General features: G+C 69.1%; 14 protein-coding genes. 7 read left to right on the top strand and 7 right to left on the bottom strand.

Annotated features, from left to right (window positions below; all coding sequences use genetic code 11):
* Positions 1–64: 64 nt before the first annotated feature.
* A complete protein-coding gene (locus Q9G87_RS44855) occupies positions 65–1081 on the top strand; it encodes a leucine-rich repeat domain-containing protein (RefSeq protein WP_305922742.1) in 1017 nt (338 codons plus the stop codon).
* A gap of 15 nt (positions 1082–1096) precedes the next feature.
* Here Q9G87_RS44855 and Q9G87_RS44850 read toward each other — a convergent pair whose 3' ends face one another.
* From Q9G87_RS44850 to Q9G87_RS44840, 3 genes are all read right to left on the bottom strand, one after another.
* Positions 1097–1696 (bottom strand): dihydrofolate reductase family protein, encoded by a 600-nt coding sequence (locus tag Q9G87_RS44850; protein WP_305922741.1) that lies wholly within the window; start codon positions 1694–1696, stop codon positions 1097–1099.
* Between the two features lie 152 nt (positions 1697–1848).
* On the bottom strand, positions 1849–3420 hold the full coding sequence (locus Q9G87_RS44845; RefSeq protein WP_305922740.1) for an ABC transporter substrate-binding protein: 1572 nt from the start codon (positions 3418–3420) through the stop codon (positions 1849–1851).
* Positions 3417–5456: a hypothetical protein gene (locus Q9G87_RS44840; RefSeq protein WP_305922739.1), complete on the bottom strand. Its 2040-nt coding sequence runs from the start codon at positions 5454–5456 to the stop codon at positions 3417–3419. The genes Q9G87_RS44845 and Q9G87_RS44840 overlap by 4 nt, the downstream gene beginning before the upstream one ends.
* A gap of 702 nt (positions 5457–6158) precedes the next feature.
* Here Q9G87_RS44840 and Q9G87_RS44835 point away from each other — a divergent pair.
* Entirely contained in the window at positions 6159–6584 is a 426-nt protein-coding gene (locus Q9G87_RS44835) for a hypothetical protein (protein WP_305922738.1), read from the top strand.
* 33 nt (positions 6585–6617) lie between these two features.
* Here Q9G87_RS44835 and Q9G87_RS44830 read toward each other — a convergent pair whose 3' ends face one another.
* The 3 genes from Q9G87_RS44830 to Q9G87_RS44820 form a co-directional block, all read right to left on the bottom strand.
* Positions 6618–8927, bottom strand: a complete 2310-nt coding sequence (locus tag Q9G87_RS44830) for a PQQ-dependent sugar dehydrogenase (RefSeq protein ID WP_305922737.1) — start codon at positions 8925–8927, stop codon at positions 6618–6620.
* Between the two features lie 31 nt (positions 8928–8958).
* Complete coding sequence (locus tag Q9G87_RS44825) at positions 8959–9678, bottom strand: LamG domain-containing protein (RefSeq protein ID WP_305922736.1); 720 nt, start codon at positions 9676–9678, stop codon at positions 8959–8961.
* Between the two features lie 99 nt (positions 9679–9777).
* The gene (locus Q9G87_RS44820; RefSeq protein WP_305922735.1) at positions 9778–10803 is read right to left on the bottom strand and encodes a LacI family DNA-binding transcriptional regulator; all 1026 of its coding nucleotides are present in this window, start codon (positions 10801–10803) and stop codon (positions 9778–9780) included.
* A gap of 97 nt (positions 10804–10900) precedes the next feature.
* On the opposite strand from Q9G87_RS44820, the gene Q9G87_RS44815 reads away from it, so the two are divergent.
* From Q9G87_RS44815 to Q9G87_RS44795, 5 genes are read left to right on the top strand one after another with little or no spacing between them, the layout of a single operon-like run.
* A complete protein-coding gene (locus Q9G87_RS44815) occupies positions 10901–12130 on the top strand; it encodes an amino acid ABC transporter substrate-binding protein (RefSeq protein WP_305922734.1) in 1230 nt (409 codons plus the stop codon).
* On the top strand, positions 12124–13005 hold the full coding sequence (locus Q9G87_RS44810; RefSeq protein ID WP_305922733.1) for a branched-chain amino acid ABC transporter permease: 882 nt from the start codon (positions 12124–12126) through the stop codon (positions 13003–13005). Before Q9G87_RS44815 ends, Q9G87_RS44810 begins: the two co-directional genes overlap by 7 nt.
* Positions 12989–13978 (top strand): branched-chain amino acid ABC transporter permease, encoded by a 990-nt coding sequence (locus Q9G87_RS44805; RefSeq protein WP_305922732.1) that lies wholly within the window; start codon positions 12989–12991, stop codon positions 13976–13978. The genes Q9G87_RS44810 and Q9G87_RS44805 overlap by 17 nt, the downstream gene beginning before the upstream one ends.
* Positions 13975–14706: an ABC transporter ATP-binding protein gene (locus Q9G87_RS44800; RefSeq protein ID WP_305922731.1), complete on the top strand. Its 732-nt coding sequence runs from the start codon at positions 13975–13977 to the stop codon at positions 14704–14706. The genes Q9G87_RS44805 and Q9G87_RS44800 overlap by 4 nt, the downstream gene beginning before the upstream one ends.
* Positions 14699–15430, top strand: a complete 732-nt coding sequence (locus Q9G87_RS44795) for an ABC transporter ATP-binding protein (protein WP_305922730.1) — start codon at positions 14699–14701, stop codon at positions 15428–15430. The genes Q9G87_RS44800 and Q9G87_RS44795 overlap by 8 nt, the downstream gene beginning before the upstream one ends.
* Here Q9G87_RS44795 and cydB read toward each other — a convergent pair.
* The gene (gene cydB, locus Q9G87_RS44790) at positions 15427–16308 is read right to left on the bottom strand and encodes a cytochrome d ubiquinol oxidase subunit II (RefSeq protein WP_305922729.1); all 882 of its coding nucleotides are present in this window, start codon (positions 16306–16308) and stop codon (positions 15427–15429) included. The genes Q9G87_RS44795 and cydB overlap by 4 nt on opposite strands.
* Between the last annotated feature and the right edge of the window lie 2 nt (positions 16309–16310).

Here is a 16310-nt window from a genome sequence, read left to right as displayed (position 1 = left end):
AGCCGACGGTAGAAAGACCGCGGCCCTTTGATCCCCGTACCGCTCGTCTGGGATGATCGACACCATGCGCGCGCCCGACGCCGAACTGACCGTCTTCCCGCATGTCCCGGACGACGTCCGGCTGATCGACCTGGCCTGGAACGCGATCGCCGAGGTGCCCGACCGGGTGGCGGGGCTGGTCGCGCTGGAGGAACTGCGGCTCGACGGCAACCGCCTGCGGCGCCTGCCTGACCTCTCCCGGCTCACCGCGCTACGCGCGCTGCACCTCGACGGCAACGAGCTGACGTCCTTCCCGGCCTGCCCGCCGCACCTGGAGACACTCTTCCTGTACGGCAACCGCATCGGCGCCCTGCCTGACCGGCTGCCCCCGGCGCTGCGCCACCTGGCGGCCGGCGGGAACGGCCTGACCGAGGTGCCCGGCTCCCTCTGGAAACTGGCCGGCCTGGAATCGCTCAACCTGGCCGAGAACGCGCTCACCGAGATCCCCGCAGCCATCGGCGGCCTGACCCGCCTCCGCATGCTCGACCTGGGCCACAACCGGCTCACCGAGATCCCGCCCGAGCTCGGCGACCTGCCCCTCACCGACTACCTCTACCTCAGCGACAACCTGTTCACGCACGTGCCCGAGTCGATCGGGCGGCTGGACCGGCTCGCCTACCTCAATCTGACCGACAACCGCATCACGCGCCTGCCGGATCCGATCGGGTCCATGGCCTCGCTGGTGGAGCTGCGGCTCTACAACAACCGCCTGGAGGAACTCCCCGGCACCATCGGCGGCCTGGCCCGGCTTCGGGAGCTGCACCTGCAGGGCAACGCCCTGACCCGGCTGCCCGCCTCGATCCACCGGCTCGGCGAGCTGCGCGTGCTGGATCTCCGCAACAATCGCCTGCGCGAGCTGGCGGACGCGATGCCGCCCCAGCTCACCCACCTGGACCTGCGGAACAACCGACTGCGCGAGCTGCCCGAGTGCCTGGCCGACCTGCCCGCGCTGGAGAAGCTCGACCTGCGGTGGAACAAGCTCGACGGAGACCCCGAGGTCTTGCGGAGGCTGACCGCGCGTGGCTGCGTGATCCTGCGCTGAACCGAGGCGGCCCTTCTATCGGATCACCCGATACGTCAGGTGGGTGACGAGGCGGGTGCCCGAGGGGGCGCCGAGGGGTTCGAGGGTGATGTCCCCGACGTTGTGGAGCAGCCGCTCGCCTCTGCCGATGATCACGGGCGCGACGTGCAAGCGCAGCTCGTCGATGAGCCCTGCCGCCAGGTACTGGTTCACCGTCTCGGCGCCGCCGGCGACGGCCACGTCGCGCTCGCCTGCGACCTCACGCGCCTGGGCCATCGCCGCCTCGATCCCGTCGGTGACGAAGATGAACGTCGTGCCACCCTTCATCGTCACCTGCTCGCGCGGGTGGTGAGTGAGGACGAAGACCGGCGCGTGGTACGGCGGCTCGTCGCCCCACCAGCCGTTCCAGTCCAGGTCCCAGGCGCCGCGGCCAGGGCTGAACATGTTGCGGCCCATGATGAAGGCGCCGGCCGCGGTGATGCCCTCGATCACTGCGGCGTGCTGCTCGGGCTCATCGAACATCCATTGGTGCAGGCGGTCACCCACGCCGTCGCCGAACGGCTGGTCCAGGCTCTGCTTCGGGCCAGCCACGAAGCCGTCGAGGGACATCGCCATGTCACAAGTGACCTTGCTCATCTCACTGCCTCCTGTGTGTTTCCGGCGCTCGTCTGGCGCCGCCTTCACGGGGAGGTCGGAGCCGTCCGTCTGTTCTCTACATGTCGGCCGGAATCTTTTTTCAGGATGCGGGCTCCCGATCGAGTCATCGGGATGGCCCTCTCACAGGCGCGTCAGCGCGGTGGCAGTTCGCCTGGGCTGTGGCACGGATGTCCCTCGGCCTGGCGTGGGTCGGACAGCACGTCAGGCGTGCCGCCCTGGCGGAACTGCAGGACGGGAAGGTGCAGCCCCAGCCGGTTTCCGGCCGCGGAGTCGAACATAACCGGCCCACTCGCCCCGGACACTGCCGTGTTGGGCTGGGCGAACAGGGGGAGAATCCCGGCCACGTCGCCGGGCGTGACGGGGTCCTTCCCTGAGCCGCCGGCCGCCCAGCGCACCGCCTGCGCGGCGGCGAGCACCGCGTCATGCGCCATGATCCCCCAGCCGGTGCCGAGATGCTCCTTGTCGAACCCCAGGCTCTGATACGCCTCCAGCAGCCGCTGGTACGACTGATTCTCCGCGCAGTCGAGAAGCAATGGCTCGGCCAAGGGCGCGTATATCAGCGACACCGCGTCGAAGGTGCCCAGCGGGGACTGCTCGGCCTTCAGCCGTACAGCGTCGGAGCCGGTGACTATCTTGACAGGCCCCAGACATTTGGCGCTTTCACTAAGCGATCTCACGAAGGCATGCAGGTCGCGTCCTCGCCCGGCATAGAAAATCATGTCGGGCGGGCGGGCACAGAGATTGCTCATGATGATTTGCCACTGATTCCCCGGCGGGTCACTGAACGGGTAAGCGACGTCGCCACCGGCGTCCCACTGTTTCTTCATGTGCTTCTTGAACTCGGCCGCCAGAGAGTCGGCATAGAGGTCACCGGGTTTGGCGGAATGAATGAGGGCCGCGGTACGCCATCCCTTCCCACCGGCGGCTTTCTCGGCCGAGTCGCCGACGTACGTGGCCAGCAGCCTGACTTGTTCGCTGACGCGCGGATTCACCCGGACGAAGCCGTGCACCTTGGTCCTGTCGATGGCGTCGGAGGTGACGGCATCACCGACCATGGCCAAGTTCTTCGTGGCCAGTAGCTTCAGCGACTCGAGGGTGGAGCTGGTGCTGCGCCCCAGCCCAGCCACCGCGACCAGCCGGTCGTCCGAGTCGACCATGGCGAGCAGGTCTTCGGTCGTCTCCCGCCAGTTGCTCTCCGTGCTGTCCGTGTTCGCCAGCACCAGTTTGATCAGGGGAGTCACGCCCGCGACCTCGCCGCGGTTGGCCCGGCGCTGGGCCGCCACGGCGCCTTCGAGCTGGTGCACCACCCGCGGCTCCGGCTGGGTCAGCGGGCCGAGGAAGGCGATGGTCACATAGCTGCCGGACCCGCCCTTTGTGGCGAACGCGTTCTCCCTGGCCATCGCCTGCACGATCCCATCGAAGCGCCGCTCGAACGCGTACCCGCCGCTGACGCCGACACATTCCTCCCGTTCGTGCTCAGCCTCGGTCACAGACACGCGCCGGACGTCATAGGGATCACAGTAGAACCTGTTCCGAATGACCAGGCCGACTGGAATCGCGACGGCCGTGAGCACTAGCAGGGCGCCGATGACGGCGATCAGCCGCCTGGTCAACCGGCCGAGAGTCTGCCACCAATGGCGCAGCCGCCGGATGAGAGTCCGCCACCAAAGGCCCAGCCGCCGGAACGGGTGCAGCTTCATCATTCGTCTCCCGCCGGAATCGTCAGATAGGGGGCCTGGTTCCAGTTGCGCAGCCGTTCCGGCCAGGTTCGGCGGGCGGCGTCGAAGACGGCCTGCGCCGGGCTCTTCCTGCGCCCGGCCAGAAGGAGGAGCTGCAGTTCTATGCGGCCGATGCGCTCTTCGTCGGGCACCGACAGCGGCGCTGACTGCCGCCACAATTCCCGTACGAGCACCTCGATGACGTGATGCACGTCCTCTCCGGTGCCCAGGCAGCCGAGGCACGGCTCATCGGGTTCGGACCGGCCGGTCGCTCCCGCGGGCGGCTGCGGGGCGGCGCAGATGAGGTTCACGGCCTTGAGCCAGGAGGCGGCGTCCAGCTGGTCGAAGAGCTGGTGGAGGGTCCGGATGACGGTCGCGGAATCGCCGAGAGCGAGCGTGTGGTGCAGATATTCGGCTTTGCTCGCCGACTTGTCGAACCCCTGTGGGGCGTAGAAGGAGCGCAGCTCGTCGTGCAACGCGGTCCAGGTCTCCTCATCCTTGCGGGTGCGCAGCTCGTGGATGAGCAGGGTGCGCAGGGCCCGATGCCGGACGAAGGGACCGTTCAGGCCGGGCCAGCGCGGGTCTGACCAGAAAGTGGCGCGCAGGTATTTCTTGGCCTTCGCTATGGGCAGACCGTCGCCGTCGTCCGGCGGGAAGCGGCCGCTGAGATGCTCGGCGGCGGGCTCGTCCAGGGCGGGCGCGTAAAAGATCAGGTGCCGCAGGGCGCGGCTGTCCGGCAGCAGCTGTTCGAGCAGGCGCGCGCCCGTGGTGGCCGAGCGGCCGTCCCGGAGGGAAACGTCGTCGAGCAGCCCCTCCAGCTTGACCCCGCCGTCTGTGGACGAGGCGTGCGCGGCCGCACGGACGAACGCGTCGGCGATCCGGGCGTTTCCTCCGCTGACTCGCTCGATCAGCTTGGCGAGGCCGTCATCTCGCTGGAATTCCGGCAACATGGCCTGAATGTCGTTGACCGTCAGCCGGGCGAGCTTGAGCCGGAAGAGCCAGTCCCGAGACGCCGGATCCGGCCGTTCCCGCCACGTCAAAAGGGGCAGTGCTGAGCCGATGTCAGGACGGTCGCCGGCATCCTGAAGTGAGGCGGCGAGCACGACGATCCGCGCCGGCCGGTCGTTCTTGGCGGCCGCGTTCTGGGCATGCAGCAACAGGTCGAGAAAGCCCTCGCCCAACTCGGTGTGCGCGTTGTCGAGCAGCATCAGGGGGCGGGGATCCCGGTTCTGGTTGCGCCACCATCCGTAATAGGCGGCCGCATCCTCCAGCAGCGCCGCGGCCAGATGCTGTTGGGCCTTGGTACGGTCGCTCCCGCGAGCGCGGAAGTTCATTGCCAGCGTGCACAGCTGGTCCAGCCCGTCGCCGCCGGCTCTGACCGTCTGCTGGTCCCACCAGCCGAGGGCGTCCCGGCGGACGCCGCGCGCGAACAACGCCTCCCCGGCGATCTCGACGAGTGCTTTGACCACGTCGTCCAGCGGGGCGGGAACACCCAGGCCGGCGGTGACGGAGCCGACCACCTTCGCCAGCAATTTCGCCGCGGGATCCGGCACTTTCTTGGGCAGGCTGACCATCCCATGGAGCCGGGCCCTGGCCGCCGCCAACTCCGCAGGGGAGGTCGTCTCCCAGGCGGTGATGGCCAGTAGTCCGTGCAGCAGCCGGGGGAATTCCATTGGCTTGCTGAAGCCTTTGACCTTCACCCCCAGTTCGTGCGCCAGGAGATAGAGAAGGTCCGTGACGGGGGACGCGTTCGGAACGCGGTCCACCGTATAGGCGCCGAGCCCCGGTCTGCCGAAGTCGGGTTTTCCCAGGTCCGCGTAGACCAGGGGCAGGCGTTGGCTGTAACCGGCTTCCAGGCGCTTCAGAACCGCGGTCTTCCCAGCGCCGCGCTCACCGGCGATCTCGATGTACGGTGCGCGGCGAAGGTAGGTGAACTCAGCGCGCCTGCCGTCGAATCGGAGGCCGACCAGTCCGGGCACAAGCTCGTCGATAAGGCCATTCCGCCCATGGATTGTCTCCATGCATCCCCATCCACCGATGCGAATCGCCGCAACTCCCGGTGCAGACACAGTAGTGCAAAGGATCGGCTTCTGCGATCAAACATATGGCTCCAGGTCAAGGAAGTTCCGGCCGTGGCGTCATGCCATGCTTGACAAAAAGGGCCATGACGAAGCGCCAATTTCCGAAATGCCCGGCTCGGCGATCGACCGCCGATCCCTTTGGCGTCCGGTCCAGGCCGGCGCATGACCCGGCTTCCACCTGTGTCGGCTGGTCGCCTCGACGCTACAGCGATGTCAGAGTGCCTTGGAGCGCGCACGACTCGGGCCGGTAGCTCTGAGTAACCGCGCCGAGGACGGCACCCGCTGACGCGGACTCCTACTGAAACGCATCGGCCCCGGGGAGCGCCAGATGCGTGTACACACACGCGGAGAAGGACACCAAACTGGGGACGCTGATAATTCGTGTGGGCAAGTACAAGGGCAAATGTGCGCAGCGACATCACCTCCATCACAGAGATCAACCACATCCAGGCCCACCGCCTGTATGAGGGATGGAGTTTCAAGGCATGCCTCAAGAAGAAGAAGTCGGCAATCCCCGGTGAGAGCTCCCACGCGTGCGCCCCCGTAAGGTCTCCTGCACGGTTGGGGTGGTTGCGTGATCCTGCGCTGAACCGAGGCGGCAGGTTGCTGAACCACGGTGGCAGGCCCTGCGTACCTCCGCACATGACGACATTTCCACGTCTGGCCGCTTTCGCGCTGCTGGCCGGGCTGGTCACTGGCTGTTCCCAGTACGTCGGGAAGAACAGTGACTACGGAGCAGCGGGAAATGCGCAGGCCAACGCCGCCCCCCTCACGGTCGAGCAACTCTCCGCCAAGGTGGGCTGCAAGCCGAAGATGCAGGTCGACGCCGACGAAATCCGTACCGCGTACTGCAAGACCAAGGAAGGCGAGTTCTTCGTCAACACCTTCAAGACCGAGAAGCTCAAGGACGAGTGGATGGACCGGGCGCCCGAGTACAACCCCCATCTGGTGGGCCCCCGCTGGACCGTCCTGGGCCCGCTCGAGGTGCTGGAGGTCATCAAGCCCACACTCAACGGCGACCTGCACCTGACCGACCACCGGGTCTCGCAGACACCCGCACCCAAGTGAGCGGCGCCGGACGGGCCGGCGCGGCCCACGACGTCAGCGCATCAGCTCGTACTGGGCTCTGACCTCCCCTGGGGAGGCCACCCGGTCCAGGAACATCAGCCCGTCCATGCGGCAGTCGCACGGGTTCTGCTCCCGGGTGTTCTGCGGGTAGCTGCCGCCGATCTTGATGCCTCGCGGGTCGGTCGCCGAGGTGACGTCCGGCTCGGGGTCTCCTTCGACGCCCCACGGGTCGCCGGCGACGGTGGAGAAGCCGTCGAGCGGGCGGCCGTTCCGGTAGAGCTTCATCGTCGCGGTGTCGAAGTCGAACGTCGCGGTGAGGAACACCCACTGGTCCCGTGGCAGGATCTCCTGCCACGGCTGGCCGGCCGCGAAGGTCTGTGAGCTGCTGCCGTCCACGCGGCGGGCCAGCGCCACCACGCGCAGCTCGCCGTTCACGGTGATCAGCTCCAGGAGCGCCCTGACGTCATGGCCCTGCGAGTTGCCGCTCAGCACCCCGGCCAGGCCGATCGCGTTGAAGAAGTCGGCCGGGTCGGCGGTGTTGGAGTTGGGCGCGGGACCCGTGCCCTGCATCTTGAACCAGCCCATGATGGTCACGCCCTGGACGGCGTTGAACGCCCGCAGGGTCGGCACCCCGTTTTCGCCGTAGATCCCGGCCTTCCAGTCGTCGTTGCCTGCCGTGGCCGGCTCGACCTGGCGGGTCTGCAGCGCGTACGTGCTGCCCCGGTAGGCGCGGTCGGCCACGCGCATGGCGGCGCCGCCGTTGACGAGCGTGATGTCGGTGCCGGACAGGCCCTGGTCCCGCTCCTTGGCCGGGTCACCGGCCACGGGATGCTCGAAGTCGTACGCCGCCACCAGGTCGTCTCGCAGGCTCGGCAGCACGTCGGGCGGCGTCCACCCGGCCTTCGTGACCTTCCAGATCTTGCCGTTGGCCTTTGACAACACATACAGCTCGCCGGCGGCGTCACGGCCGAAACGCAGGTCCACCCGGGAGTGGCCGGCCAGGTCCTGCAGGGTGACCTGCTTGCCGGCGGCGTCCACCAGCCGCGGCTTGTAGATGGTGGCCCGGCGGCCGGTCTCCTCCCTCATCTGCGCGGCGACCGTGAAGAACACCTGGCCGTCCACGATGTCACCGAACAGGTATTTCCCGTGCAGCAGCGGCAGCTTGAGCCCTCGGTAGACGAAACCGCCGACGACCGCGTGGCCGCTGTCGGACGTGCAGGAGTGGCCGGGCGGCGGGTCGTGGTCGTAGGCCGCCACCGGGTACGTGTAGCCGAACTCGGCGTCGTTGTCCGGCAGCGTGTAGAGGTGGCAGCGGTCGGCCTTGTTGAACAGGAACGACCCTTCGCGTTCGCTCCAGCCCAGGTTGTCCCCGGCGCCGACGTCGTAGATCGCCTCGATCGCGTGCTCGCCGATGTGGCCCAGGAACAGGCGGTTGCCGGCCTGCGGGTCCCAGCTGAAGCGGTGCGGGTCGCGCATGCCGTAGGCGTAGATCTCGCCGAGCGCTCCCGGCCGGCTCACGAACGGGTTGCCGGCGGGGATGCCGTAGCGGCCGTTGGCGCCGTTCGTGCCGGACGGGTCGATGCGCAGGATCTTGCCGTGCGGCACGGCCAGGTTCTGCGGGTCGTCGCTGCTGACGCCGCGTCCGCCGTCGCCTGCGGCGATGTAGAGCAGGCCGTAGTCCTTGTCGCCGGGGCGGGCGGCCGGGTTGAAGTCGATCTGCTGGATGCCGTGGATCTGGCCGGAGAAGCCGAGCCTCAGCACCTCCCTGCGGGTGCCGGAGAAGGTGCCCGCCTTCGGGTCCGTGGCCGTCCACTCGGTGATCACGCCGTGGAACCGGACGCCCGGCTGGGGCGGCAGGTCGGGGGTCTTGGTGGTGAGCGCGTCACCCCACTCGGTGTGGACGGTGTAGAACGTGCCGTTCCTGCCGAACTCCGGGTGGAAAGCGGCGAAGCCGAAGCCGCTGCCGAGGCCGCGTCCCGAGATGAAGTCGGGGGCGAACGTGGCGCCGACGTCGAGGTACTCACGCGGCCGGCCGCCGCTCTTGTCCAGGAAGTAGAGCTTGCCGTTGAGGTCGTTGACGTACAGGCGGCGCGAGCCGTCGGGGAGCTCGCCCAGGTAGTTGATCCTGGCCCAGCGGACCAGGCGCGGGTCGGTCGGCGCCGGGGTCGTGTCGGTCTTGGGGAAGGAGGCGAACTCCTCGAGCGTCAGCGTGAGGCCCGACGGGGTGGGCTTCTCGGGGATGGGGTCGTCGAGGGGCGTCGGCTCCGCCTGCGCGGTGGCCGGCGAGGCGCATAACGCGATCGCCAGCAGCACGGCCATCAGGCCTCGGAGGGTTCTGGGCATGCCTCACCACCAAGGGTGTCGATTCACGGGTTCACTGCTCAACGGGTGCGGTGCCGTCAGGGGCCGGGGTGCCCTTGACGGTCAGGTCGCGCATCCTGCCGATGTTGTCGAACGAGCCGAAGCCGACCCGGCCGGAGGCGAACGTGCGGTCGGTGGCCGTCATCAGCGGGGTCTCTGCGCCGTCCACGTAGACCGAGATGCGGCCGGTGTCCGTGCAGTGCGTGACGCGGACGCGGTGCCAATCGGTGTCCGTCACCGCGGGCGGCGCGCCGACCTGGCCGTTCCACTGGTCGTCGATGCGCAGGCGGTCGGCGTTGTTGACGACGAAGATCCCGTTGTGCGGGTAGATGGTGTTGTCCTGAGAAAGGTGCACGTAGTAGAACTCGGTGTCCGACCGGTAGCCGAACACGATGATCACGTCGCGGTTGCTGACGCTGGTCGGCGTGTCCAGGCGGACCTTCGCGTCGATGCGTGCCGAGGCGAACTCGGGGCCGGTCTTGAGCACCGCGTACTCGAAGGGCCGGCGCGGTCCTGGGCGGGCGACCCCGGCCTCGGCGAGAATCACCTGGTCGCCGGGGAACTGCCACTTGGCGGGGGTAACGGGCGCCCAGTTGTGCCCCGCGTCCACGCCCTTCACGCGGGCGTGTCCGAGTGCGCAGTCCTGGGCGGCGACGGCGTGGGCGGGCAACGGGAGTGCCGGGGCGGCCAGGGCGAGTGCGGCCGCGAGGGTGAGAGTGCGAAGGGCTGACATCCGGGCATCCTCTCGCCGGGCGTAAGCGCTTCCGAAAGCGCTTACGTGACCTTCGAGCGGATCGTATCCCGGGGGAAAGGTCTGTCAAGGGGGGTGACGTCAGGGCGGGGGCGGGGCGGTGGAGGCGCGGATGACCAGCTCGTGACGGGTACGGCGGCGGCGTGGGCGCGAGGCAGGAGGCTTGAGCACCAGCTCGAAGGCCTCCTTGCCCATCCCCACCATGGGCAGCCTGATCGTCGTCAGCGCCGGGTAGACGTCGCGCGCCACCGGCGCATCGTCGAACCCGGCCACCGAGATCTCCTCCGGCACCCGGCGCCCGTGGTTCAGCAACCACGACAGGGCGCCCACCGCCATCGGATCGTTCAACGCCACCACCGCCGTCAGGTCGGGACGCGCCCGCATGAGCTGCGCGGTCGCCGCCGCGCCGCCCTCCCTGGTGAAGTCCCCGTGCACGACCGGGACCGAGCGCCAGTCGAGCCCGGCCACGTCGAACGCGGTGCGCAGCCCCGCCAGCCGGTCCGCCACGGTGGTCAGGTTGGCCGGGCCGCCCAGCACGCCCAACCGGCGATGGCCCAGGTCGAGCAGGTGCCGCATGAGCGTCACCCCGCCGCCCGCGTTGTCCGGCAACACCGCGTCCACCGGCAGGTGATGCCGGCCGATCACGGCCACCCGGCCGCCCGCCGCCGTGTACGAGCGCACCTCGGCGGCGATGTCGACCTCCGTGGCCGCCTCGATGTAGCCGGAGCCCGCCAGCACGATCTTCGTCACCCGGTGGGCCCGCAGCGCCCGGATCCTGCCCAGCTCCGCGCCGGGGTCGCGCTGGGTCTGGCTGATCAGCGCCAGGTAGCCGAGGCTCTCGGTCTCGCGCAGCACACCCCTGGCGATCTCGCCGAAGTAGGGGTCCCCGACGTCGTGCACGATCAGCCCGATGATGGCCGCCTGCCCGCCTGCCAGCGCCCGCGCGTGGCTGTTGGGCACGTATCCCACCTGGGAGGCGACCGCCTGCACGTGGGCCGCGACCTGAGGGCTGACCCCCGTGCTGCCGGTCATGGCACGCGAGGCGGTGGCGAGCGAGACTCCTGCGGCTTTGGCGACGTCCACGAGGCGCGGCGGCCGATGTGCCATACGAACCCCCTTGTCCGGGGCTGAATCCCGTGTAATCGTAACCGAAAGCGCTTCCGAAAGCGCTTACGCGGCACCTCTCCAGACGGGGGTTCCCTCGATGGCAAGAGTTCTCAAGAGCCTGGCGATCATCTCGATGTGCGCGTTAGGGATGACCGCCTGTGCCAAGACCGACGAGCCCGGCGGCGCCCAGACGCCGGGTCAGCAGACGGGGCCGGTGAAGATCGGCATCTCGCTCCCGTTGACCGGTGACTTCTCCGAGCCCGGCAAGGGCATCCAGGAGGGTTACCAGGTCTGGGCCGACCAGGTGAACGCCAAGGGCGGCCTGCTGGGCAGGAAGGTCGAGCTGATCTTCCGTGACGACGCCTCCGACCCGAACCGGGTCAGCTCCGACTACGAGTCACTGATCACCCAGGACAAGGTCAACCTGGTGTTCGGGCCGTTCTCGTCGCGGCTGGTCATCCCGGCGGCGAAGGTGGCGGAGTCGTACAACATGGTGTTCGTGGAGCCGGCCGGGGCCGCCAAGGAGGTCTTCGAGCAGGGCTTCAAGCGGCTGTTCTACGCGGCTCCGGCGATCGCCAGCGATCACTACAACTACCTGGCCGACTACATACTCAAGTTGCCGGCCGACCAGAAGCCGAAGACGGCGGCGTACGCGAGCCTGGACGACCCGTTCGCCCAGGGCACCGCATACGGGCTGCGTGACAAGCTGGCCGCGGCCGGGATCAAGACGGTGGTGGACGAGGTCTACCCGCCGGAGACCACGGACTTCGCGCCCATCGCCGCTAAGATCGCGGCCGCCAAGCCGGACATCGTGGTGGGCGGCACGCAGTTCGAGGACTCGGTGGGCCTGGTGCGGGCGCTGCAGGAGCTGAAGGTGCAGCCCAAGCTGGCGGCGTTCTCGACGGGCCCGACGCTGGCCGAATTCCCCACCGCGGTGAAGGGGGCGGCCGAGCACATCATCTCGCCCGTCGGCTGGTCGGCGACCGCCACGTTCACCGGCAACCAGGACATGGTCAAGCGCTACAAGGAGATGTTCGGCGGCGAGGCCAACGAGGACGCAGCGAACGGCTACACCGTCGGCCAGATCGTCGAGGCGGCCGTGAGCGCGGTCAAGTGCGTGGACCCGACCCCGGAGTGCCAGAACAAGCTGGCCGACCACATCAGGCAGGGCACGTTCGACACGGTCGTCGGCCCGCTGTCCTTCGACGACCAGGGAAGGCCCGAGCAGGCGCACATGATCCAGCAGTACGTCGACGGCAAGATCCAGATCGTCCTGCCGGAGAGCGCCAAGACCGCCGACATCGTCTACCCGAAGAAGGAATGGTGAGCCTGCTCCTGCAGGGACTGGCCCTGGGCGTGCTGACGGGCGGGCTCTACGCCCTGCTCGCCTCGGGCCTGTCGCTGTACTTCGGCGTGATGCGGGTGGTCATGGTGGCGCACCCGGCGTTCCTGTTCCTGGGCGCGTACCTGACCTACACCGTGCACACCGTGTTCGGCCTCGACCCGTTCCTGGCGTTGCCGGTGACGGTGCCGCTGTTCTTCGTGCTGGGCGTGGCGGTGCAGCGGCTGCTGATCGCGCGGCTGGCGCCGGAGAACCTGGCGATGATGTCGGTGCTGCTGACGTTCGGCATCGCGCTGACGATCGAGGGGTTGCTCGGCACGTTCTACACCGGCTCGTACAAGTCGGTCAGCATGGACTACGCCACCCGGTCCCTGACGATCGCCGGCGTGCACCTGCCGTACGACAAGATCATCGCGTTCTGGGTCGCCGCGATCACGCTCATCGTGCTGTTCGCGGTGCTGGTCAAGAGCCGGTTCGGGCAGTCGCTGCGGGCCACGATCCAGCATCGGGAGGCGGCCAGGCTGGTCGGCATCCACACCGAGCGCGTGGCCGGCTACGGCTTCGGCGTGGGCCTGGCCACCGCGGCCGTCGGCGGCACGGTGCTGGCTTTGATCACGCCGTTCTTCCCCGCCTCGCACTGGGTGTGGATCGGCAAGCTCATGGCCATCATCGTCGTCGGCGGCCTGGGCAGCGTGATCGGCGCCGCGCTGGCGGCCGTCCTGCTCGGCGTGGTCGAGGGCCTCGTCCTGGTGACCGTGGACGCTACCTGGGCCACGATGATGTTCTACGTCTTCCTCTTCCTGACCCTGCTCGCGCGCCCCCAGGGGTTCTTCGGAGGCCGGCTTGCGCATCGCTTCTAGAGGGCTCCCCCTGCTGGTCGCCGCGCTGGCGATCGCCTATCCGTTCCTGGTGCCCAACTACTACCTCGTGTACGCGGGCGCGCTGACCGTCATGTACGCCGCCATGGCCACCTCCTGGAACCTCCTGGGCGGATTCACCGGCTACGTCTCGCTCGGCCACTCGGCGTTCTTCGGCCTCGGCGCGTACGGCACCGGCCTGCTCGTCGTCCGGGCAGGTGTCCCGTGGGTCGTGGCGCTGCTGGCGTCGGCGCTGCTGGTCACGGTGTTCGCCGTGGTCGTCGGCATCGCGGCGGTCCGGGTGCGCGGCGCGTCCTTCGTGATCGTGTCCATCGCGCTGGTGTCGATGATGAACCTCGTCGTCCAGGGCTGGCGCTCCCTCACCGGCGGCTCCACCGGCCTGCAGGTCCCCACGCCCTTCCCCGGCCTGCACCGCGGCCAGACGCACATGGTGTTCTTCTACCTGTTCCTGGTGCTGCTCGCGATCGCGCTGGCCTCCTGGTGGTACGTCTCCCGCTCCCGCTTCGGCGCGGGCCTGCGGGCCATCAGGGAGGACGAGGACAAGGCCGAGTCGCTGGGTGTGCCGACCGGGGCGTACAAGGTGACGGCGTTCGCCCTGTCCGCCCTGTTCGTGGCGCTGGCCGGCGGGCTCTACGCGGTCTGGTTCGGCAGCCTCGACCCGATCTTCGTCTTCTCCATCCTCATCGGCTCGTACATGGTGCTGATGAGCCTGCTCGGCGGCGTGCGCCACCTGTTCGGCCCGCTGCTGGGGGCGCTCATCGTGGCCCCGGCCGGGGAGTATTTCCTGATCGCGCTGGGCGAGACGCAGATCCACCTGACCGCGACGGGCCTGGTGCTCGTGCTGGTCGTGCTGTTCATGCCGGACGGCATCCTCGCCCGCTTCACCAGAAGGCGCGCCGGGCCGTCCATTCCCGACGAGACGGCCGAGCAGCGACTCCAGGGGGTGGCGCCATGAGCTCGCTGCGGACCGAGGGGCTGAGCAAGTCGTTCGGCGGCGTGCTGGCCGTGGACGGCGCGAGCGTGGAACTGCTCGAAGGGAAGATCAACGGCCTGATCGGGCCGAACGGCTCGGGCAAGACCACGTTCTTCAACCTCATCACCGGCATGATCAAGCCGGACGCGGGCCGGGTGCTCTACCGCGACCGCGACATCACCCGCCACTCGCCGCACCGTATCGCGCACGCCGGCATCGGCCGCACCTTCCAGCTCTGCCGGGTCTTCCCGCGCCTGACGGTGCTGGAGAACATGCTGGTCGCCGTCCGCCGCACCCGCCTGCGCGAGCTGCTGGCCGGCCTGCGCGACAAGGGCGAGGTCGAGCGGGCCCGGCACTGGCTGCGCAGGATGGGCATCGAGCACCTGGAGGACGCCGAGGCCCGCGACCTGTCCTACGGCCAGCAGAAGCTCCTGGAGCTGGCCGCCGCCCTCATGGCCGAGCCGGAGCTGGTGCTGCTCGACGAGCCGGCGGGCGGCGTCAACCCGGCGCTGATCGATCGGATCGTCTCGCTCGTGCGCGACCTCAACGCCGAGGGCCGCACGTTCCTGGTCGTCGAGCACAACATGGACATGGTGATGGGCATGTGCGACCACGTCATCGTCTTCGACCGGGGCGCGCCCATCGCCGCGGGCCCGCCGTCCGTGGTGCGGGACGACCCGAAGGTGCTGGAGGCGTATCTCGGTGTCTGAAGTCGTGCTGTCCCTGGAAGACGTCGAAGCCGGGTACGGCAGGGCCGCGCTCGTGTTGCGCGGCCTGAGCGTCACCATCCGCGCCGGCGAGGTCGTCTGCCTCGTCGGCCCGAACGGCGCCGGCAAGTCCACCGCGCTCAAGGTCGCCAGCGGCCTGCTCGCGCCCCGGTCCGGCCGCGTGCTGCTGGCCGGCCAGGACGTGACGGGGCTCTCGCCGCAACGCCTGCTCGGCCTCGGCCTCGCCCACGTGCTGCAGGGCCACAGTGTGTTCCGTGAGATGACCGTGGCCGAGAACGTGCGGCTCGGCGGGTTCACCGTCCGCGACCAGGCCCGGCTGAACACCCGCATCGAGACCGTCAAGGAGCTGTTCCCCGTGGTGGCCGAGCGGTGGGGGAGCATGGCTGGGCTGCTGTCCGGCGGGCAGCAGAAGCAGGTCGAGTTCGCCCGCGCCCTCATGCTGGAGCCGAAGGTGGTGCTGCTGGACGAGCCGTCGATGGGGCTCGACCCGCGCAACACGCAGGTGGTCTTCGACCAGATCGACCTCATGCGCCGGACCGGCGTCGCGGTGCTGCTGGTGGAGCAGAACGCGCGCCGGGCCCTGGAGATGGCCGACGTCGGCTGCGTGCTCGACCTCGGCCGCGTGCACATCTCCGGCCCGGCGCGTGAACTGGCCGCCGACCCCCGCCTCGGCAAGCTCTACCTCGGCGGCGCGCCTGCCACTTAGATGGGGGCCACCTGAACCCGCTTCCTGAACACCCAGTACGTCCACCCCTGGTAGACCAGCACGAACGGGAGTGCGATCAGCCCGATCCAGCTCAGCATCGTCAGCGTGTACGGCCCGGAGGCGGCCTCGGCCAGCGTCAGCCCGGGCAGTGGTGACACGCGCAGCTCCATGAAGAGCGCCAGCGTGGTCAGCACGATCGCGGCGGCGGTGGCCGCGAACGCCCAGCCCTCCCTGCGCCGCCAGATCAGGGCCGTCGCCGCGGCCAGCGCCGCCATGGCGGCCAGGGCGGGGAACGTGCCGAGATTGGACAGCGCGAACACGGCCACCGGGATCACCACGGCGCTCGCCGCCAGGGCCGCCGCACGGGCGCGGCGGCGTACCGGACCGGTGGTCTTGAGCGTCAGGAACACGGCGCCGTGCAGCGCGCACACCGCCAGCGTGAACGCGCCGCCGAGCACGGCCGCGGGCGCGCTGTCGAACAGCAGGTCGGCGAAGACCGCGCCCCACAGGAACGCCGCCAGCCCGCTGCCGACCATGATGCCCAGGTCGCACCAGCGGGGATCGTTCACCTTGCCCCGCCACTCCAGACCGACGCCCCGCACGATCAGACCCACCAGGATGAGCGTGACCTGCAGGTAGAAGGCGCTGAACACGCCCGCGTACCAGGCGGGGAACGCCGCGAACATCGCGCCCACCGCGGTGATCAGCCACACCTCGTTGCCGTCCCACACCGGGCCGATGGTCTGCAGGCTCTGCCGCTGCTCGGCGGCGTTCCTGCTGAGGAGCGGCGCCAGCAGGCCGACGCCGAAGTCGAAGCCCTCCAGCACGAAGTAGCCCGTCCAGAGGAAGGCGATGATGACGAACCAGAGATCGATCATGA

It is taken from the genome of Nonomuraea turcica, from assembly GCF_030718205.1.
Taxonomy (GTDB): Bacteria; Actinomycetota; Actinomycetes; order Streptosporangiales; family Streptosporangiaceae; genus Nonomuraea.
The sequence above is the reverse complement of the archived record's forward strand: the minus strand, read 5'-3'. Positions and strand labels throughout refer to the sequence as shown.

Bases quoted from the DNA above. Each gene is read 5' to 3' on its own strand.
- Q9G87_RS44820 (WP_305922735.1), bottom strand. From the start codon at position 10,803: ATGGCACATCGGCCGCCGCGCCTCGTGGACGTCGCCAAAGCCGCAGGA.
- Q9G87_RS44825 (WP_305922736.1), bottom strand. From the start codon at position 9,678: ATGTCAGCCCTTCGCACTCTCACCCTCGCGGCCGCACTCGCCCTGGCC.
- Q9G87_RS44815 (WP_305922734.1), top strand. From the start codon at position 10,901: ATGGCAAGAGTTCTCAAGAGCCTGGCGATCATCTCGATGTGCGCGTTA.
- Q9G87_RS44810 (WP_305922733.1), top strand. From the start codon at position 12,124: ATGGTGAGCCTGCTCCTGCAGGGACTGGCCCTGGGCGTGCTGACGGGC.
- Q9G87_RS44830 (WP_305922737.1), bottom strand. From the start codon at position 8,927: ATGCCCAGAACCCTCCGAGGCCTGATGGCCGTGCTGCTGGCGATCGCG.
- Q9G87_RS44850 (WP_305922741.1), bottom strand. From the start codon at position 1,696: ATGAGCAAGGTCACTTGTGACATGGCGATGTCCCTCGACGGCTTCGTG.
- Q9G87_RS44835 (WP_305922738.1), top strand. From the start codon at position 6,159: ATGACGACATTTCCACGTCTGGCCGCTTTCGCGCTGCTGGCCGGGCTG.
- cydB (WP_305922729.1), bottom strand. From the start codon at position 16,308: ATGATCGATCTCTGGTTCGTCATCATCGCCTTCCTCTGGACGGGCTAC.
- Q9G87_RS44840 (WP_305922739.1), bottom strand. From the start codon at position 5,456: ATGGAGACAATCCATGGGCGGAATGGCCTTATCGACGAGCTTGTGCCC.
- Q9G87_RS44800 (WP_305922731.1), top strand. From the start codon at position 13,975: ATGAGCTCGCTGCGGACCGAGGGGCTGAGCAAGTCGTTCGGCGGCGTG.
- Q9G87_RS44855 (WP_305922742.1), top strand. From the start codon at position 65: ATGCGCGCGCCCGACGCCGAACTGACCGTCTTCCCGCATGTCCCGGAC.
- Q9G87_RS44845 (WP_305922740.1), bottom strand. From the start codon at position 3,420: ATGATGAAGCTGCACCCGTTCCGGCGGCTGGGCCTTTGGTGGCGGACT.